The organism is Ramlibacter tataouinensis (assembly GCF_001580455.1).
GTDB classification, from domain to species: domain Bacteria; phylum Pseudomonadota; class Gammaproteobacteria; order Burkholderiales; family Burkholderiaceae_C; genus Ramlibacter; species Ramlibacter tataouinensis_B.
The window spans coordinates 3787438-3806044 of sequence record NZ_CP010951.1 but is presented as its reverse complement, the minus strand read 5'-3'; the positions used below and the strand labels follow the sequence as shown (position 1 = coordinate 3806044).

Here is an 18607-nt window from a genome sequence, read left to right as displayed (position 1 = left end):
TCAGGAATGCTCGAGGATGATGCCTTCGATGACGTTGGCCACGTCCTCGCACTTGTCGGTGATCTTCTCCAGCAGCTCGTAGATGGCCTTGAGCTTGAGCACCTCGCGCACATCCGGTTCCTCGCGGAACAGCTTGCTCATGGCCGAGCGCATCACGCGGTCGGCGTCCGACTCGAGCCGGTCGATCTCCTCGCAGGTCTTGAGGGCAGCCTCGGCGGTGTGGTGATCTGCCAGCTTGCCGATCATGTAGACGGCCTCCTTGACGCGGTCGCAGCACTTGACGCTGAGCTCGGTCAGGCGCGTGATCTCCTCGGTCATGTGCCGCACGTCGTACAGCGCCATGGTTTCGGCCGAGTCCTGGATCAGGTCGGCCACGTCGTCCATGGTGTTGATCAGCGTGTGGATCTGGTCGCGGTCGATCGGCGTGATGAAGGTCTTGTGGATCAGCCGGTTGACGTCATGGGTGACGCGGTCGGCGGCGCGCTCGGCATTGTCGACGTCGCGGTTGTACTGCTCACGCAGGTGCGGGTCGCTGTAGTTCGCCACCAGATGCGCGAACGCGCGCGCCGCCTCGACGATGCGGTCGGCGTGCTGGTTGAACATCTCGAAAAAATTGCCCTCGCGTGGCAACAGCTTGCCAAACAGCATCGGTGCTCCTGTTGTCGGTTTGTGACCGTTTCGTGAACGCAGCGAGTGTACCTGCGCCCGCTCCGACGGCTCAGGCGTTGCGGAATATGAAAAAGACCGCGCCGACCATGCAAAAGCCCGCCCACAGGTAATCGAGCTTGACCGGCTGGTCCAGGTACATGACGGAGAACGGCATGAACACGGCCAGCGTGATCACTTCCTGCATGATCTTCAGCTGCGCCACCGAATAGCCCGCCTGCTGGAACCCGATCCGGTTGGCCGGCACCTGCAACAGGTATTCGGCCAGCGCGATGCCCCAACTCGCGAACGCGGCGACATACCAGGGCGCGGTCGCCAGGTTCTTGAGATGACCGTACCAGGCCAGGGTCATGAAGATATTGGAGGCGACCAGCAGCAGAATGGTCTGGATCGACAGTGGAATGGCCTGAAGCATGCTCATGGGGGAATTATCGGCAACGCACCCACCCGGCTCGGTGCTGGCCGTGCTGCACGCCTGCGAACAGTTGCTGGTGCTGGACAAACCCTCGGGCCTGCTGTGCGTGCCCGGCCGCGGCGTCGACAAGCAGGATTGCCTGTCGCTGCGGGCGCAGCAGGTCTATCCCGACGCCCTGGTGGTGCATCGCCTGGACATGGCGACCTCGGGCCTGTGCCTGATGGCGCGCGGCGCCGGCGCGCAGCGGCGCCTGAGCCAGGCCTTCGCGCAGCGCGAAGTGGGCAAGCGCTACATCGCCCTGGTGGCCGGCCGCATGGCGGCGGACAGCGGCCTGATCGACCTGCCGCTGTCCGTCGACTGGCCGAACCGGCCGCTGCGGATCGTGGACCGCGTGCGCGGCAAGCCCAGCCAGACCCAGTGGCGGCTGCTTTCCTATGACGAGCAGCGCGACGCGAGCCGCCTCGAGCTGGAACCCGTCACCGGCCGCTCGCACCAGCTGCGGGTGCACCTGCTGGCCCTCGGCCACCCGATCCTCGGCGATGCGCTGTATGCCCCGCCGTCCGTGCGCGATTGCGCGCCACGGCTTATGCTGCATGCAACGCAGCTCGCGCTGGCGCATCCCGCGACCGGCGAGCCGCTGAGCTTTACCAGTCCCTGCCCCTTCTAGCCGATAGGAGCGACCATGGATGCAAGCAGACTCAGCCGGCGCCAGGCCGCGGCCCTGGTCGCCCTGCCCATCGTCTGGCGCAGCGTTCGCGCGCAGCCGGCCGCTCCCCGCAAGGTCACACCGGCCCAGGCCGAAGGTCCCTTCTACCCTGTCGCCATGCCGCGCGACAGCGACTTCGACCTGCTGCGCAACGGCACCGTGGCGTACGCGCGCGGCCAGCCCGCCTGGGTCGAAGGCCAAGTCGTCGATTTGCAGGGCCGCCCGCTGTCGGGCGCCATCGTCGAGATCTGGCAGTGCGACGAATCCGGCCACTACCACCACCCCGGCGATGGCGGCCGCGCCGACCCGGCCTTCCAGGGCTTCGGGCGGGTGGTGGCCGACGCCAGCGGCAACTACCGCTTCCGCACCATCCGGCCGGTGGCCTACAGCGGCCGCACGCCGCACATCCACTTCAAGGTGAAGCAAGGCACGCGCGAGTTGCTCACGACGCAGCTGTACGTGGCCGGCGAAGCGCTCAATGAGCGCGACGGCCTCTGGCGGCGCCTCGGCGCCGAAGATCGCGCGCTGGTGACGGTCCCCTTCCAGGCCGGCGCCGACGGGCTGCGCGCCAATTTTCCCATCACAATCGCCACGTGACGTCGACTCCAACACATCTCACCATCATCACCGGCGCGTCGCGCGGCATGGGCCTGGCGATGGCGGCCCGGCTGCTGCGGGACGGCCATGAGCTGCTTTGCATCTCGCGCAAGCCCAACCCGGCGCTCGACGAGTTCGCTGCGCAGGCCGGCATGCCTTGCGAGCAGTGGCCGCACGACCTGGCACGAGCGGCCTCCGCGGCGGCCAAGCTGGAGACCTGGCTCGCGTCGCGCGACGCCGGCGCGCTGGCCAGCGCCACCCTGATCAACAATGCCGGCCTGCTGCCAAAAATCGCCCCGCTGTCCGAGCTGGCGGCCGACGACCTGGCCGACGCGCTGCGCGTCGACCTCGAGGCGCCGATGCTGCTCACCTCGGCCTTCCTGCGCGCCACGGCGTCCTGGACTGCGCAGCGCAAGGTCCTGAACATCTCCTCGGGCATGGGACGCCGGCCGATGGCATCGCAGGCGGCGTATTGCGCCGCCAAGGCGGGCATGGACCACTTCAGCCGCTGCGTGGCGCTGGAAGAAGCCGGGCGGCCGAATGGCGCGCGCATCTGCTCGCTCGCGCCCGGCGTGATCGACACCGACATGCAGGTGCAGCTGCGCGAAGGCGACCCCGGGCAGTTCCCGGACGTGGGCAACTTCATCGGCCTGCAGGAAAAGGGCCTGCTCAGCACCCCTGATGATGCTGCGGCACGCGTGCTGGCGTACCTGGCACGCGAGGACTTCGGCACCAAGCCGGTGGCCGATGTGCGCGACTAGAAGGCCGGGCCTAGTGTCCTGTCCCACAAATTCCTGTGCTCTCGCTTGTGGGACAGGACACTAGCCGTCCAGGAAACCGCCGGCCCGGTAGGTCAGGACCAGCGTGTCGCGGTGTCCGCCGCCTTCCTGCGGCTGGATCGGCGTGGATTCGTGGATCACCCGCTCGTCGTCGAGCAGCAGCAGGCTCCAGGGCTCGGTCAGCGTGAAGCGCTCGCCGCGCGGGCCGTCGGCCTGGAACACGCGCGTTTCGCCGCCCTTGATCGCCTCGCGCGCGACCAGGAACACGGCCACGAAATCCACGCCGTCGCGGTGCGCGCCCTCGGGCGTGGGCCGGCCGATGCCCCCTGCGGTGTCGATGCGGAACTGGTGCGCCTCGACATACCAGGGCTGCGCGCCCCTGATCTGCGAGAACACGCTGCCCAGGCCGCGCAGCAGCTTGCCCCACGCCGCGGCCCGCGCCACCGCGGGCGTGACCGGTTCGAACCATCGCTGCATGCCGCCGTGCAGCGCGTTGTATTCCAGCGGTTGCCAGTGCGCGCGATGCGGCGCCTGTTCGACCGCATCGCCCCGCACCACCAGCGACGAATGGCGCCGCCGGCGGTAGCGGCCGCCGTCCTTCAGGTAGTTGTCCGGCGGCAGATCGTCCCAGCTGGGGCGCAGCGCCATCAACTCGTCGATCGCGCAGCCCGTGAGCTCGCACACGCCCTGGGCGGTGAGCACGGCATAGCCTTGCTCACGCAGGGTGTCGGTCAGGGCGCTGGGCGGGGTCGGGTGCGGTGCGAGAAGTTTCACGGCTCGAGCTTAACGCGGCCGCAGCCCGCCCGATTGCTGACCTGCATCAAGTCCTTCGCGTGCGCCCGCCACTAGGCTTGCTACCCCAAGGAGTCTTCCCATGCCCACGCTTGAATGGTCCGAGGCGGTCGCGCTCGGCCTGTCCTTCATGGACGACACGCACCGCGAATTCATCGACCTGCTCGCGGCGGCCGAATCCGCGTCCGATGCCGTACTGCCCCAGGCCTGGCACGCGCTGGTCGAACACACGGCCGCGCACTTCGGCCAGGAAGACCAGTGGATGCAGAAAACCGGCTTCGCTGCTTCCAATTGCCACACGACGCAGCACAAGGTGGTGCTGCAGGTGCTGCGCGAAGGCAGCGTGCGCGCCGCCGCCGGCGATCTTGCGCCGGCGCGGCAGATGATCCGCGAGCTGGCCGAATGGTTTCCCGCCCATGCGCAATCGATGGACGCCGCCCTGGCCCTGCACCTGCGCGGGATCGGCTACGACCCCGCAAGCGGCACCGTGGCGCGCCCCGATGCCCTGCCCACCGCGGAAATCCACGGCTGCGGCGGCGCGACCTGCTCGCCGGCGGAGACGGCCTGAGTCTCAGGTGGTCGATCAGGCCGGCGCGTGCAGCCAGTGCACGCAGAAGCGCCGGCCGGCATCCATCCAGACCGGGCCGGGCCTGAAACCGGCCTGCCCGGCGAGCGCGCGCAGTCCCTCGATCGTGAACTTGTACGAGTTCTCGGTGTGCAGCGTCTCGCCCTCGCCGATCTCGAAGCACTCGCCGTCCCATTCGATGCGCTGGTTCTTCCGGCTGACCAGGTGCATCTCGATGCGGCTCTTCGGCGCGTTGTAGAACGCGCTGTGCCAGAACAGGCCCAGGTCGAAGCCGGTGCCCAGTTCGCGATTGGCGCGCGCCAGCAGGTTGAGGTTGAAGGCCGCGGTGACGCCCTGGCTGTCGTTGTAGGCCGCGTGCAGGATGTCCGGGTCCTTCACCATGTCGGCGCCGAGCAGCAGCGCGCCGCCGCGCAGCACCTGCGCCGCCGTGGCCAGGAAGTGCCGCGCCTCCTCCGGCGTGAAATTGCCGATGGTGGATCCCGGGAAGAACCCCACGCGCCGCCCGGCCCCCGGCAGCGGCGCCGGCAGAAGCAGGCGCCGCGTGTAGTCGGCCACCACCGGCTGCACGTCCAGGCCGGGGTACTCCTGCTGCAGTTCCGCGGCACAGCGCGCCAGGTGCTCACCCGAGATGTCGATCGGCAGGTAGCGCGCCGGCTCCTGCATCGCCTCCAGCAGCAGCCGCACCTTGCGCAGCGACCCGGCCCCGAACTCCACGACTTCGGCGCGCGGCCCCATGTGCGATGCGATCTCGCCCGCGTGGGCCGCGAGGATGGCCAGCTCCGTGCGTGTCGGGTAGTACTCGGGCAGCTCGCAGATGCGGTCGAACAGCCGCGAGCCGCGCTCGTCGTAGAAGTACTTCGGCGAGATAGTGCGCGGATGCGAAAGCAGCGCGGCCTTGAGGTCGGCGGCGAAGCACGAGCTCTGGGCATCGCGTGCCTCGCCCTGTGCCTCGCCGCTGTCGATGCGGAACAGCGGGCGGTTCAGCATGCGCCGTCCCTGGCCAGGCGAAGGCCCGAAAACTGCCAGCGCGCGCCCGGCGGAAAGAAGTTCCGGTAGCTCGCGCGCGTGTGCCCTGCCGGCGTGGCGATGCTGCCGCCGCGCAGTACGAGCTGGCCGACCATGAACTTGCCGTTGTACTCGCTCACGGCGCCCGCCAGCGGCCGGAAACCCGGGTAGGGATCGTAGGACGAGCGCGTCCACTGCCAGGCGTGGCCGGTCATCTGCCGCATGCCGGGCGCAGCGGCGGCCGCCTCCCATTCGAACTCGGTGGGCAGCCGCGCGTCCGCCCACAACGCATAGGCAGACGCCTCGTAGAAGCTCAGTTGGGTGACCGGCGCTGCGGCATCCAGCGCCTGCGCGCCGCCCAGGCCGAACACCTGCCAGTGCGAGGCCGGCGCACGCACATCGCCGGGCAGGATCCAGTACAGCGGGTGCTTCCAGCCGCCCGCCTGCACGGCGGCCCAGCCGTCCGACAGCCACAAGGTCGGCTGTTCGTAGCCGCCGTCCGCGATGAAGCGCGCATATTCGCCGCATGTGACCAGCCGGTCGGCGATGCGGTAAGGCGCGAGCAGCACCGGGTGGCGCGGCGTCTCGTTGTCGAAGGCGAAGCCCTCGCCCGCGTGGCCGGCCTGGGCGGCGCCCCCGGGCATAGCGATCCATTCCGCGCCCTCCTGCGCCTCGGCCAGCCGAAGTTGACGCGGGTCGGCGGCCCGGTAAGCGGGCAGCAGCGGATTGCAGGACAGCAGGTGCAGCACGTCGGTGAGGATCAGCTCCTGGTGTTGCTGCTCGTGGTTGAGCCCCAGCTCGATCAGGGGCGCGACCGCCTGCCAGGCCTCGGGCCCGGCCTCGGCGATGAAGCGCGACACCGCATCGTCCACGTGCTGCCGATAGGCATGGACTTCGGCCAGCGAGGGCCGCGTGAGCAGGCCACGCTGCGGGCGCGGATGGCGCGCGCCGAGCGACTCGTAGTAGGAGTTGAACAGGTGCCCGAAGCGCCGGTCGAACGCCCGATAGGCCGGCCAGTGCGGCCCCAGCACCACCGCCTCGAAGAACCAGCTGGTGTGCGCCAGGTGCCACTTCGTCGGGCTCGCGTCCGGCATGGACTGCACGCACTGGTCCTCGTCCGACAGCGGCTCCGCCAGCGCCAGGCTGTGGCCGCGCACCTGCGCGAACCGGTCCTGTGCCAGGACCCGGTCCTGGGGCGCAGCCGCAGTGGCGGCCGCGAGAGCGGATGACTCGGACAAGCGCATAGGCCTCCTGGTCTGACAGGTTTCAACCAGCGCAGCCTAGTGGAGCACCGGCCTCAAGCACATCGGTGTTTCCCTCGCAATTCATTACAGCACATGCCCATGGCGCCGCCGGTTCATCGCAACCTCTTCTGACAGAACGAAACACGCCCCCTGTCCAGCCCTAGTTCGGCGCCACCACGGGCCGCAGCCGCCCGCCTTCGAGCGCTACGCGCGAGCCGGCGGGGAGCGCGCCGCGATGCTGGACGGTACGCACGCTGCCGTCGTCCATCCGGATGTGCATCTGGTAGCCGCTCGGCTGGGCGTCGCCATGCTCGTGCATGGCCACGACGGTTTCGATGACGCCGCAGTTCGGGCAGGCCGGCGCCCCGCCCATGACATGGGTCGACGGGCGTTGCGGCTCGCCGCCATCGGGGCTGGCGCGCCCCGGCGGCGGGAGCCACCTCAGCGGAGGCGCGGTCACGAGGTCCGTGCCGGCAGCGCTGCGCCCCGGCTCCCCGGGAACGGCGACCGGCTCCAAAACGGCCAGTTCCGGCCCGCTGGTGCCGGCCCGGTCGACCAGCCACAGCGTCAAGCCCGATGCGACCACGACCGCGGTCACGGCCGCCACAGCGAGGGTGGACAGCACTGACCCGCGCCGCCTCGGCTGCGCGCGCGCGCGTACCCGCGCAGCGGGTAATCGCTGTTCGCTCATGCTCGGGATTCCTTCGCTGCTCCCCTTGTAGCGAAGGATGGCGTGCGGCGGCTGTAGGCTGGCGCCACTAGGCGCATCGCCACCCGCCGACAGGGCTGTCAGCCGCCGCCTCTAGTCGAGCGCGGCGTAGACCAGGTGACGGAAGAGGTTGCGGAAGAAGATGCGCTGGTTCGGCGCCTGCGTCAGCAGCATGGCGAAGATGTCCTCGGCCGGATCGACGAAGAACGAGGTGCCGCCGATGCCGCTCCAGAAATACTGGCCGACCGATCCCGGCTGCGGCGCCAGCCCGGTGTGCGTGCGAACCGCCACGCCCAGGCCGAAGCCGTAGCCCGGCAACAGCAGCTCGCCCTTGGGCAGGATCGCGCCCAGGTGATCGGCCGTCATCCATTCGATGGTCTTGCGCGAGGCGATCCGGACGCCGTCGCAACTGCCGCGGTTTCGCATGAGTTGCAGGAAGCGCAGGTAGTCCCCGGCCGTGGACATGAGCCCGCCGCCGCCCGACTCGAACGCGGGCACGGCGCGCGGGTCCAGCATGGTCACGGGCTTGCCGCTGTCGGGGTCGGTGGCGAAGGGCTCGGCCAGCCGGCCCCAGTGCGCTTGCGGCACCGAGAAGGCGGTGTCTCTCATGCCCAGGGGCTCGAAGATGCGCCCCGCCAGCCAGCGCCCCAGCGTTTGCCCGGCCGCCACTTCCACCACCGCGCCGAGCACGTCGGTCGCGCGGCTGTACTGCCAGCAGGAGCCGGGCTGGTCCTGCAGCGGCAGCGCGGCCAGCACCTTGCAGAACTCGCGGTTGCTGCGCGAGGTGTCGGTGATGTCCACCGCCTCGTAGGCACACTGCACCGCGTTGGCCCCCAGGAACTCGTAGGTCAGGCCCGAGGTGTGGCGCAGCAGGTCGTGCACAGTGATCTCGCGGCGGGCCGGCTCGGTGCGGGCGATGCGCCCGTCCTCCTCGATAGCCACCCGCAGCTTGCCCAGCTCGAACTCGGGCAGGTAGCGGGACACCGGGTCGCCCAGCGCCAGGGCGCCCTCCTCGGCCAACATCAGGGCGGCCAGCGACACCAGCGGCTTCGTCATGGAGTAGATGCGGAAGATCGCATCGGACTTCATGGTCGCGTCGGCCTGCGGGTCCTGCAGGCCGAGGGCCTCGAACATCTCGACCTCGCCGGCACCGGCCAGCAGCACCACGGCGCCGGGAATCCGGCCCTTGTCGATGTGCGCCTGCAGCGCGCCCCGAAGCCGGGCCAGCCCGCGCGTGTTGAAGCGCCCCATCAGCCGAATCTCTTGCGGGCCAGCTCCGCGCCCCGCGCCAGGGCTTCGAGCTTGCGCCGCGCGACCTCGCGGTCCATCGGCGCCAGGCCGCAGTTGGTGCAGGGAATCAGGCGGTGCTTGGGCACGAACTGCAGCGCGGTGCCGATGGTCTCGGCCACCTGCTCGGGCGTCTCCACCTCGTCGGAGGCGACGTCGATCACGCCGACCATCACGTCCTTGCCCTCCAGCAGCTTCATCAGCTCGGGCGGCACGTGCGAGTGGTAGCACTCCAGGCTCACCTGCTGGATGCTGCTGCGCGCGAGCGCCGGGAAGACCTGCTCGTACTGGCGCCACTGGTCGCCCAGCGTCTTCTTCCAGTCGGTGTTGGCCTGGATGCCGTAGCCGTAGCAGATGTGCACCGCGGTCGTGCAGCTCAGGCCCTGCGCCGCGCGCTCGAGCGCCTGCACGCCCCAGTCGGCAGCGTCCTTCATGTACACGTTGAAGGCCGGCTCGTCGAACTGGATGATGTCCACGCCGTCGGCCTGCAGCGCCAGCGCCTCCTGGTTGAGCAGCTCGGCGAAGGCAAAGGCCAGCTTCTCGCGGTCGCCATAGAAGCGGTCGGCCACGGTGTCGACGATGGTCATGGGACCGGGCAGCGTGAACTTGAGCCGGCGGAAGGTATGGGCCCGCGCGAGCCGCGCCTCGAAGGCATGCACCCGGCCCTTGAGCTTCAGCGGCGCCACCACCTGCGGCACCATGGCCTTGTAGCGGTCGTCGCGGATGCCCATCTCGACCTTGTGTTCGAAGTCGATGCCCTCGACCTGCTCGAGGAAGCCGTGCACGAAGTGCTGGCGCGACTGCTCGCCGTCGCTGACGATGTCCAGCCCCGCGTCTTCCTGCATCTTGATCCACAGCAGCGTGGCGTCGGCCTTGGCCTGGCGCAGGGCCTCGCCGTCGACGGTCCACCGCGGCCACAGCTTGTGGGTCTCGGCCAGCCATCCGGGTTTGGGCAGGCTGCCGGCGATCGTTGTGGGGAACATGGTGGTTCGTCTCCTGGAGTGACGGAATACATTGAGGAACCTTCGCATAATGCCAGCATGGCGGCGAGCACGAACAACAACAAACCCCGAGTCGTCATCATCGGCTGCGGCTTCGGAGGCCTCGAAGCGGCGCGTGCCCTGGCGCGCGCGCCGGTGGACGTCACGCTGGTGGACCGCACCAACCACCACCTGTTCCAGCCGCTGCTGTACCAGGTCGCGACCGCGGGCCTGTCGGCGCCGGCAATCGCTGCGCCGATCCGCCACCTGTTTCGCAAGCAGGCCAACGTCACCTGCCTGCTCGGCGAGGTGAGCGCCATCGATCCGGGCGCACGGCAGGTGCAGCTCAAGGACGGCATGGCGCTGCCCTACGACCACCTGGTCGTCGCCGCCGGCGCCACCCACAGCTACTTCGGCCGCGACGAGTGGGCGGCCTTCGCGCCCGGCCTGAAGACGCTGGACGACGCCTTCGAGATCCGCCGCCGCATCCTGCTCGCGTTCGAGTCCGCGGAAAAGGAAAGCGACCCGCGGGCGCGGGAAGCCTGCCTCACCTTCGTCGTGATCGGCGGCGGTCCCACCGGCGTCGAGATGGCCGGCACCGTCGCGGAGATCGCGTGCGACACGCTGCCCGGCGAGTTCCGGCACATCGATCCGGCCAAGGCGCAGGTGTTGCTGATCGAAGGCTCCCCGCGCGTGCTGCTGGCGATGCCCGAGGACCTGAGCCTGCGCGCGCAGCGCCAGCTCGAACGCCTGGGGGTGCAGGTGCGGGTGAACTCGCGGGTCACTTCGGTCGACGCGGGCTCGGTGGAGGTGCAGCCGGAATCGGGCGCGGCCTACCGCATCGCCAGCCGCTGCATCGTCTGGGCCGCCGGCGTGGCCGCGTCGCCGCTCGGACGCCAGCTGGCGGACGCCACCGGCGCGCGCACCGACCGCGCCGGCCGCGTGCTGGTCGAACCCGATCTCACGCTGCCGGGACACCCGGAGATCAGCGTGATCGGCGACCTGGCCGCCGCCCAGAGCCATGTCCCCGGGAAGGAGCCGCGTCCGGTGCCCGGCGTGTCGCCGGCCGCCAAGCAGATGGGCCGCGCGGCGGCGGCCAACATCCTGCGGCGCATCGCCGGCCAGCCGACGCGGCCCTTCCGCTACCGTGACTACGGCAACCTCGCGACCATCGGTCGCAACGCCGCCGTGGTGGACCTCGCCTGGCGCCTGGGCCGCTTCAAATTCAGCGGCTACTTCGCCTGGCTGTTCTGGCTGTTTGCCCACATCTACTTCCTGATCGGCTTTCGCAATCGGCTGGTGGTGTTGATCGACTGGGCCTCGGCGTACTGGAGCCGGCAGCGCTACGCGCGCGTGGTCACCGGCATCGAACAGCAGCAGGCCAAGGCGCGCGGTGCGCAAACATGAACTAGCGTGAATTTCAGGAGGATCGAACCATGAGCATCCGCATCGTCCGTCTCGGCACGCCCCGCGCGTCCGGCGAGGGTCTGCGCCTGGGCACTGTCCGGCGCCCGCCGCGTGGCGTGCCGAAGTCCGAGTTCGGCACGCGCGACTTCTACGACACCTGGCTGCCCAACATCGCGCCCAGCGCCGAACTGATGGCCGAAGGCCAGGCCGCGCAGACCGACAAGGAATGGGCCGCCTTCAAGCGCAAGTTCAACGCCGAGATGAAGGCGCCGGAAGCCAGCCACCTGCTGGACCTGCTGGCCGCCCTCTCGCACCAGACCTCGTTCGCGCTGGGCTGCTACTGCGAAGACGAGAACCGCTGCCACCGTTCGGTGCTGCGCGAACTGCTCGCCCAGCGCGGCGCCGACATCCGGAATTGAGCGCTTACAGGGTGGGGTGCAGCGCGCTGGCCACCGCCGTGCCCAGCGTGTGGATGTCGAAGGGCTTGCGCAGGATGGCGGGCTTGCCGGCGAGCCGCTCGACGGCCGACATGTCCGCATAGCCGGTGGCCAAGACCACCGGCAGGTCGCCGACCAGTTCGCGGGCGCGGGAGATCACCTCGGCCCCGGTCATGTCGGGCATGACGTAGTCCACCACCAGCAGGTCGGGCTTGTGGCTGGCGATCGCCGCGAGGCCTTCGCTGCCATTGGGCGCTTCGCTCACCGCATAACCGATGAGGCCCAGGCACTCCACGATCACACGGCGCACGTCGGCGTCGTCCTCGACCACCAGGATCCGTTGCGACCGGCCGTCGACGGGGGCCGGCGTGGGCATGGGTGCCGGCGTGGCCGCGAGCGCCTCGGCGGGTGCGGCCGGAAAGTACATCTCGACCGTGGTGCCCTTGCCCGGCTCGCTCCTGATCAGCGCGAGCCCGCCCGACTGGCGGGCGAAGCCATAGACCTGGCTCAGCCCCAGCCCGGATCCGCTGCCGGCCGGCTTGGTCGTGAAGAAGGGCTCGAAGACCTTGCCCAGCAAGGCGGACGGAATGCCCGGTCCGGTGTCCGTCACCCGCACGGCCACGTAGTCGCCCCAGCGCGCCTGCCCGCCGACGTCGGTGTCGTGCTGCGGAAAGGTCGAGATCCGAAGCAGCCCGCCTTCCGGCATGGCCTCGCGCGCATTGGCCGCGAGGTTGAGCATGGCGACCTCGAACTGGCCCGGATCGACCACGACGGACAGGTCCGGCTCGCACAGATCGAGTTCGATCTCCACGGCCGAGCCTGCCGAAATCTGAAGCAGGTCCTTCATGCTCACGAGTAGCTGGTTCAGCTGGGTCAACTGGGGCAGCAGCGTCTGGCTGCGCGCGAAGGACAACAATTGCCCGGTGAGTTTGGCGCCGCGCCGGGCCGCGCTCTTGGCCCGCTCCACCACCGGCTTGACCTTCTCCTCGCTGGCGTAGAGCGAGACCAGCTCCAGGTTCATGTTGACGACGTGGAGCAGGTTGTTGAAGTCGTGCGCAATGCCGCCGGTTAGCCGCCCGACCGCCTCCATCTTCTGCGCTTGCGTGAGCGCCGCCTGGGCGCGCTCGCGGCCGGCGATCTCCGTCATCAGCCGGTTGTTTGCCTGGGCCAGCTCGATGGTACGCGCCTCGATGCGCCGCTCCAGCTGGCCGTTGAGCTCCTGGACTTCGGCCTTGGCGCTGCTGATCTCGTCGAGGTGCTCGCGGGTGGCGTACTGGCGCCGGCGGGCGCGCACGGCTGCATCGGCCGCGCTCAGCAGGATCTCCGGGTTAATCGGCCGTTCGAGCAGGATCACGTTGCCCAGCTCGTGGCCGAAGTGCAGCTTGCGCTGCGGCCGGTTGTCCTGGCAGGAACCCAGCACCAGGAAAGGAAAGTCGGACCACGGCGGCTGGGTCGCCAGCCACGCCGCGAGCTGCGCCCCCAGCGCGGTCTTCGCCAGCGTCTCTTCGCCGATCACCGCCGCAGCGGCACCCTCGCGCATCGCGTCCAGCAGCTGGACCGCCGTATCGCAGATGAGCACTTGGTGACTAGGCTGGATGACGTCCTTGACGGAAGAGGCATCTCCGCTGCGCGGGGTGTGAACAAGGACTCGCAGTTCCATCGGTGGGCATCCTATGAGAAAAACCCTCACCAATATGTAGGAGAGCGCCGATAGCCGCAGAGCTCGGGCCGTGCCAGAACGCACGGCTGAGCAGGCCCAAGCTCAACCGTTGCTGCCCTTCTCGGCTTCCTGCAAGAGGCGCCACATGACCTTGCCGCTGCCACTCTTGGGCAGGCCATCGGCGAACTGGACGATTTTCGGCGCCTTGTAGACCGCCATGTTCTCGCGGCACCAGTCGATGATCGCCTTTTCGCTGACCGATCCCTTGTGGCTCTGCCGCAGCACGACCACGGCCTTCACGGTTTCCCCGCGGTACTCATCCTTGGCGGAGATCACGCAGGCCTCTTGGATCGCCGGATGCCGGAACATCAGCGCTTCCACCTCAGCCGGCCAGACCTTGAAGCCGGACGCATTGATCATGCGCTTCAGGCGGTCGGTGAGGAAGAAGTAGCCGTCCTCATCCATGCGGCCGAGATCGCCGGAGCGGAAGAAGCGCTTGCCCTCGATTGCGACGAAGGCCGCCGCCGTCGCCTCCGGACGCTTCCAGTAGCCCGAGAACACCATGGGGCCGTGGATGAAGATCTCGCCCTGCTCGCCGGGTGCGACCTCCTGCATCGTGTCCGGGTTGACGACCCTTGCGTCGCAACTCATGAAGGGAATGCCCAGGCACTGCTGCTTGGGCGCATCGTGGGGGTTGCTGTGCGAGGGCGCGGCGGTTTCCGTCAGGCCATATCCCTCCACGTACTTCAGGCCGAACTGTTCCAGCAGGCGCTGCGCGACGGCCTGCGGCATGGCGGCGCCGCCGCCGCCGATGTGCGTCAGGCTCGACAGGTCGAACTGGTCCAGGTTCGGGCTGCCCAGCAGGTCGATCACCATGGTGGGGATGTTGGTCCAGGTGCTCACGCGCCAGCGCGAGATCAGGCGGCCCGCCAGTTCGCGGTCCCAGCGCGGCATGATCACCAGCGTCGAGCCCAGGTAAATGTTGGTGTGCATGACGCTCACCATGCCGGTGATGTGGAACATCGGCACGACCAGCAGCGCCACGGCTTCGCAAGTGCCGTTGCCCCAGGCTGCGGCGGCCGACGCGTTGTGCATGAGGCTGCTGTGCGGGTGCATGCAGCCCTTGGGCAGGCCGGTGGTGCCGCTGGTGTAGGGCAGCACGGCCAGGTCCGCCGGCCCCGCCTGCAGCGGCGGCGGTGGCGCGTCATGCGCGAGGGCCTCGGTCCAGCTCAGTACGTGGCCGCCCGCCAGCGCGGGCAGCGGATGGCTCGTGAGCAGCCAGTCACGCCAGGCCTCGGGCAGGGCGTCGGCGTTCGGGTCCTGCGGATCGAAGCCATCGGTGAAATGAGTGACGATGAGGTGCGACAGGCGCTGCTCCGCCGGCAATGCGTCGCTGGCGCGGGCCACCTCGGGCGCCAGGTCGGCCGTCGTGATCGCGACCTTGGCATCCGGGTCGGTGATGTAGTGCTTGAGCTCCTCGGCACGGTTCATCGGATTCACCGGCACCACGACGGCGTTGGCGCGCAGGATGGCGAAATGCGCGATCAGCAGCTGCGGGCAGTTCTGCATGTCGAGCATGACGCGGTCGCCCCTGGCGACGCCGAGCCGGACCAGCGTGGCGGCCAGCCGTTCCGCCTGGCGCACGACCTCGCGGTAGCTGTAGATGCGCCCGAAAAAGACCACCGCGGCCTTGTCGGGGTAGCGCTGGGCACTGATCGCGAGGTTGTCCCACAGCGAGGTGGCCGGCACGGTGAGTGAATGCGGGAGGCGCGCTGGCCAGAATCTGTAATGCGGTCGGTCCATGGAGCCAGCCTAATCCGCGCTCACGGCTGAGGCATCCGGAAAGGCCCGGAAACCGTCACCTTGGCGACGCCCGCCGGCGCCTCAGTGATCGCGCGACTGGAACAGGGAAAGGTCCAGCGGCCACTCGGCGCCCAGCCAATAGGCGTGGAGCGTGTGGTCTGCGAGGTCGTTGCCGGTGAGGCCATGCACGAAGACGTCCAGGCCGTTGCGATGCTGATCGAGCCAGGGAATGAGGCGATCGAATTCGCCGGCATCGAATGCCAGTTGGCAACTCCACGCCGGATGCGGCCCCACGAGCTTTTCATGCACGCGTCCCACGCTGACCTCGAACAGCCGCCCGGCATCCTCCGCCAACCGGCGCGCCTGGCCCACCGTGTCGGGGCCGAAGTAGATGTGCGCGTGATAGGCAGGATGGAGGTTGACGGGTCGGCGTGGCGGCATCGCGCGAGGATAGGCCTCAACGCGTCAGCTTGGCAAACAGGTAGCCGACCACGAAGGCGCCGAACACCACCGCCAGCGGGTTGGCGCGAATCTGCTCGCGCGCCATCTCGCCGTATTCCTCTTGCAGGTCCATCACCCGGCCGGTGCCGGAGTTCAAGGTCTGTTCGAGCTTGTCCACCGCCTTGTGCGCCTTCTGGGCGACGCGCTGCGTGGCGTTTTCCATTCCTGCGGCTCCGCCGCCCATGGTTCTCATCGTGTCGCTGGTCTCGTCCATCGTCCTGTTCCTCTCGCTGCTGAAACGGCTCGGGCTTTCAACTTTAGAAAGCTCTTCACTCCCGTGTTGTCGGCCAAAGGCCCGCTTCCGGCGTAGGACGCATTCCTTCGTGGGTTCCTTCGTGGCTGCTGGGCCAGGACAAACTCGTCCGTGGATAATGGTTTTCATGCCCCGTACAGCATCGCCACAGGCGCGCCGCCGCAGGTCCGGCGACGGCGCCATCACCGACGTCGCCGGCATCGAGGTCGGCCACTACACCGACACGCGGCGGCCCACCGGCTGCACCGTCGTGCTTGCGCAGGCCGGCGCCGTCGCCGGCGTGGACGTGCGCGGCGCGGCGCCCGGAACGCGCGAGACCGACCTGCTGTCGCCCTGCAACCTGGTCGATCGGGTGCACGGCATCGTGCTGGCGGGCGGCAGCGCCTGGGGCCTGGACGCCGCCAGCGGCGCGGTACGCTGGCTGGAAGAACAGGGTGCGGGGCTGGACGTGGTCGCGGCGAAGCTGCCGATCGTGCCGGGCGCGGTTCTGTTCGACCTGATGGTGGGCGATGCCGCGATCCGGCCCGATGCCGCGGCCGGCTACGAGGCCTGCCGGGCCTCGTCCGCCGCCGCGCCGGCCGAGGGCAATGTCGGCGCCGGCGCGGGCGCGGCCGTGGGCAAGATCTTCGGCATCGCGCGCGCGATGAAAGGCGGCATCGGCACCGCCTCGGTGACCGTGGACGGCGTGACCGTGGGCGCGATCGTCGCGTGCAATGCGCTGGGCGACGTGATCGACCCGGAGACCGGCGCCGTGGTGGCCGGCGCGCGCACCCGTAACGGCAAGGGCCTGGTCGACACGCGCCGCGCCTTGCTGCGCGGCGAGGCGCCCCGGCCCGTGCTGGCCGGCACCAACACCACCATCGGGGTGATCGCCACCGATGCGGCGATCACCAAGGTGCAGGCCTGCCGCCTGGCCACGATGGCGCACGACGGGCTGGCGCGCGCGATCAACCCGGTCCATACCATGTCCGACGGCGACACCCTGTTCGTGATGGGCACCGGCCGCGCCAAGGGTTCGCCGGGCATGATGGTGCTGGGCACCATGGCGGCCGAAGCGACGGCGCGCGCCGTGGTTCGCGCCGCCCGCGCCGCGCGCGGCGTGCGCGTCGGCCGCCTGCACCTACCGGCGGCCTGCGACCTGGCGTAAGGCGGGCAGACGCTGTGATGGCTTCCATCCGCTACGCACTGGTGTCGTTCCGCGAACTGCTGGTCTCGGGTGGGCCGGTGCTGGTGCTGGCGATCGGCCTGCTGGTGCTGGCTTACCTGTGGCTCGACCCCAACCCGCCCAAGAAGGTCACCCTGGCCACCGGTCCCGCGCAGAGCGCCTATGACGAATTCGGCAGGCGTTACCAGCAGGCGCTCAAGCGCTACGGCATCGAGGTCGTGCTGCTGCCCAGTGAAGGGTCGCGCGCCAATCTTCGCCTGCTGAAGGAAAAGCGCGCCGATCTCGCCTTCGTGCAGGGCGGCAGCGGCGACGCCGCCGCGAACGAGGAGAGCGGCATCGTGTCGCTCGGCAGCCTGTTCGTGGAGCCCCTGTGGCTGTTCTACCGTGCCGACGCGGCCAAGAAGGTGCCGGGCGGGGCCTTCACTTCGCTGACGCAGGTCACCGGGCTGCGGATCAACATCGGCGCCCGCGGCAGCGGTTCGCCCGGCATCATGCGCCGCCTGCTGGAGGCCAACAACCTCGACCCGGCCACCCTGCAGCTCTCGCGGCTGGACCAGACCTCGGCCACGGTGGCCTTCCTGGACGGCGAAATCGAATTGCTGGTGTTCGCTTCCGCACCGGAGTCGCCGCTGGTGCAGATGCTGCTGCAGACCCCCGGCGTGCGGCTGGTCGACTTCAACCAGAGCGAGGCGTATTCGCGGCGCTTCCCCTTCCTCACTCCGGTGCTGCTGCCGCGCGGCGTGGTCGACCTGGCGCGCGACCTGCCGCCGCAGGACGTGCACCTGATCGCCACCACCACGGCGATGCTCGCCCGCGAGGAGACGCATCCCGCGCTGCTGCAGCTGTTCGCGCAGGCGGCGCGCGACCTGCACGGGCCGCCCGGCTGGTTCAACCGCGCCGGCGGCTTCCCCAATATCGAGCACAGCGAATACCCGGTGGCGCCGGAGGCGGAGCGCGCGATCCGTTCGGGCAAGCCCTTCCTCCAGCGCTGGATGCCCTTCTGGCTGGCGAACGTGGTCGAACGCATGTGGCTGGCGCTGGGCCTCATCCTGGCGGTGCTGCTGCCCCTGACGCGGATCGTGCCCCCGCTCTACCAATTCCGCATCCGCTCGCGCGTGTTCCGCTGGTACGGGCAGCTGCGCGACATCGAGGCGCGGATGCAGGCGGGCGACGCCGACCGCGCGCAGCTGGCGCGCGAGCTCGAAGCGCTGGACGAGCGCGTCGAGCGCATCAGCGTGCCGCTGTCCTATACCGATGAGCTCTACGCCTTGCGGCAGAACATCCTGCTGGTGCGCGCGCGGCTGGCGCCGCAATGAGCGCTTTCGGGCTCACCCGACCAACGTAACCATCTCTTGCGTTGCATCGCCGAAGGTAAATTCTTCGGCCGGTGTTGGGCTGGCCCCACAGCACTGATGCGGGCGCCCCAGCCCAGCACCCGGCCCTGCGAATGGCTGAGTTTCGACTGTTGAGCCGGAGCCTGCACCTCGCGCGAATACGGGGCAGCGGCTGGCGGCGCCCCAAGCTCAACTGTAAGCGCAGCTTCCGACTCCTTACGTTTGAAGGCCGCCGCCGTGTCGGCGAGTAGGCGCTGTCCTACTAGTATTGCCACCGCTGA

General features: G+C 69.3%; 20 protein-coding genes. 8 read left to right on the top strand and 12 right to left on the bottom strand.

The window, feature by feature from the left end; genetic code table 11:
* Positions 1-648 carry a DUF47 domain-containing protein gene (locus UC35_RS17625; protein ID WP_061501976.1) on the bottom strand — a complete coding sequence of 216 codons (648 nt, stop codon included), beginning with the start codon at positions 646-648 and terminating at the stop codon, positions 1-3.
* A 70-nt stretch (positions 649-718) separates the two neighbouring features.
* Positions 719-1087 (bottom strand): DMT family protein, encoded by a 369-nt coding sequence (locus tag UC35_RS17620; protein WP_061501974.1) that lies wholly within the window; start codon positions 1085-1087, stop codon positions 719-721.
* Here UC35_RS17620 and UC35_RS17615 point away from each other — a divergent pair.
* Genes UC35_RS17615 through UC35_RS17605 form a run of 3 tightly spaced genes read left to right on the top strand, consistent with a single transcriptional unit; the run spans position 1086 to position 3145 of the window.
* Positions 1086-1748 carry an RluA family pseudouridine synthase gene (locus UC35_RS17615; protein ID WP_227820363.1) on the top strand — a complete coding sequence of 221 codons (663 nt, stop codon included), beginning with the start codon at positions 1086-1088 and terminating at the stop codon, positions 1746-1748. The two genes, UC35_RS17620 and UC35_RS17615, sit on opposite strands and share 2 nt — an antisense overlap.
* 15 nt (positions 1749-1763) lie before the next feature.
* Positions 1764-2384 carry a protocatechuate 3,4-dioxygenase gene (locus UC35_RS17610; protein WP_173861263.1) on the top strand — a complete coding sequence of 207 codons (621 nt, stop codon included), beginning with the start codon at positions 1764-1766 and terminating at the stop codon, positions 2382-2384.
* Positions 2381-3145 carry an SDR family NAD(P)-dependent oxidoreductase gene (locus UC35_RS17605; protein WP_227820362.1) on the top strand — a complete coding sequence of 255 codons (765 nt, stop codon included), beginning with the start codon at positions 2381-2383 and terminating at the stop codon, positions 3143-3145. Before UC35_RS17610 ends, UC35_RS17605 begins: the two co-directional genes overlap by 4 nt.
* 60 nt (positions 3146-3205) lie before the next feature.
* Here UC35_RS17605 and UC35_RS17600 read toward each other — a convergent pair whose 3' ends face one another.
* Positions 3206-3937 (bottom strand): 2OG-Fe dioxygenase family protein, encoded by a 732-nt coding sequence (locus tag UC35_RS17600; RefSeq protein ID WP_061501968.1) that lies wholly within the window; start codon positions 3935-3937, stop codon positions 3206-3208.
* A 100-nt stretch (positions 3938-4037) separates the two neighbouring features.
* Here UC35_RS17600 and UC35_RS17595 point away from each other — a divergent pair, with 100 nt between their 5' ends.
* Positions 4038-4523: a hemerythrin domain-containing protein gene (locus UC35_RS17595; RefSeq protein ID WP_061501967.1), complete on the top strand. Its 486-nt coding sequence runs from the start codon at positions 4038-4040 to the stop codon at positions 4521-4523.
* A 15-nt stretch (positions 4524-4538) separates the two neighbouring features.
* Here the strand turns inward: UC35_RS17595 and egtD are convergent, their stop codons facing one another.
* From egtD to UC35_RS17570, 5 genes are all read right to left on the bottom strand, one after another.
* Positions 4539-5528 (bottom strand): L-histidine N(alpha)-methyltransferase, encoded by a 990-nt coding sequence (egtD, locus tag UC35_RS17590; protein WP_061501964.1) that lies wholly within the window; start codon positions 5526-5528, stop codon positions 4539-4541.
* A complete protein-coding gene (gene egtB, locus UC35_RS17585; RefSeq protein WP_082793353.1) occupies positions 5522-6790 on the bottom strand; it encodes an ergothioneine biosynthesis protein EgtB in 1269 nt (422 codons plus the stop codon). The genes egtD and egtB overlap by 7 nt, the downstream gene beginning before the upstream one ends.
* Positions 6791-6950: 160 nt before the next feature.
* Positions 6951-7481 (bottom strand): hypothetical protein, encoded by a 531-nt coding sequence (locus tag UC35_RS17580; RefSeq protein ID WP_145979523.1) that lies wholly within the window; start codon positions 7479-7481, stop codon positions 6951-6953.
* A 111-nt stretch (positions 7482-7592) separates the two neighbouring features.
* Entirely contained in the window at positions 7593-8750 is a 1158-nt protein-coding gene (locus tag UC35_RS17575) for a serine hydrolase domain-containing protein (protein WP_061501962.1), read from the bottom strand.
* Positions 8750-9769: a methionine synthase gene (locus UC35_RS17570; protein ID WP_061501960.1), complete on the bottom strand. Its 1020-nt coding sequence runs from the start codon at positions 9767-9769 to the stop codon at positions 8750-8752. Before UC35_RS17570 ends, UC35_RS17575 begins: the two co-directional genes overlap by 1 nt.
* Before the next feature lie 57 nt (positions 9770-9826).
* On the opposite strand from UC35_RS17570, the gene UC35_RS17565 reads away from it, so the two are divergent.
* Positions 9827-11173, top strand: a complete 1347-nt coding sequence (locus tag UC35_RS17565) for an NAD(P)/FAD-dependent oxidoreductase (protein ID WP_061501959.1) — start codon at positions 9827-9829, stop codon at positions 11171-11173.
* A gap of 29 nt (positions 11174-11202) precedes the next feature.
* On the top strand, positions 11203-11592 hold the full coding sequence (locus UC35_RS17560; RefSeq protein ID WP_061501957.1) for a DUF488 domain-containing protein: 390 nt from the start codon (positions 11203-11205) through the stop codon (positions 11590-11592).
* A gap of 4 nt (positions 11593-11596) precedes the next feature.
* On the opposite strand, the gene UC35_RS17555 is transcribed toward UC35_RS17560, so the two are convergent.
* From UC35_RS17555 to UC35_RS17540, 4 genes are all read right to left on the bottom strand, one after another.
* Positions 11597-13189 (bottom strand): response regulator, encoded by a 1593-nt coding sequence (locus tag UC35_RS17555; protein WP_158513930.1) that lies wholly within the window; start codon positions 13187-13189, stop codon positions 11597-11599.
* A 183-nt stretch (positions 13190-13372) separates the two neighbouring features.
* On the bottom strand, positions 13373-15073 hold the full coding sequence (locus tag UC35_RS17550; RefSeq protein ID WP_061501953.1) for a long-chain fatty acid--CoA ligase: 1701 nt from the start codon (positions 15071-15073) through the stop codon (positions 13373-13375).
* Positions 15074-15154: 81 nt separating this feature from the next.
* On the bottom strand, positions 15155-15514 hold the full coding sequence (locus UC35_RS17545; protein WP_061501951.1) for a DOPA 4,5-dioxygenase family protein: 360 nt from the start codon (positions 15512-15514) through the stop codon (positions 15155-15157).
* Between the two features lie 16 nt (positions 15515-15530).
* Positions 15531-15788: a hypothetical protein gene (locus tag UC35_RS17540; RefSeq protein ID WP_145979522.1), complete on the bottom strand. Its 258-nt coding sequence runs from the start codon at positions 15786-15788 to the stop codon at positions 15531-15533.
* Between the two features lie 166 nt (positions 15789-15954).
* Here UC35_RS17540 and UC35_RS17535 point away from each other — a divergent pair, with 166 nt between their 5' ends.
* Together UC35_RS17535 and UC35_RS17530 are read left to right on the top strand one after the other, a co-directional pair.
* Positions 15955-16974, top strand: a complete 1020-nt coding sequence (locus UC35_RS17535) for a P1 family peptidase (protein WP_061501948.1) — start codon at positions 15955-15957, stop codon at positions 16972-16974.
* A 17-nt stretch (positions 16975-16991) separates the two neighbouring features.
* On the top strand, positions 16992-18308 hold the full coding sequence (locus UC35_RS17530; protein WP_061501946.1) for a TAXI family TRAP transporter solute-binding subunit: 1317 nt from the start codon (positions 16992-16994) through the stop codon (positions 18306-18308).
* The last annotated feature ends 299 nt before the right edge of the window (positions 18309-18607 follow it).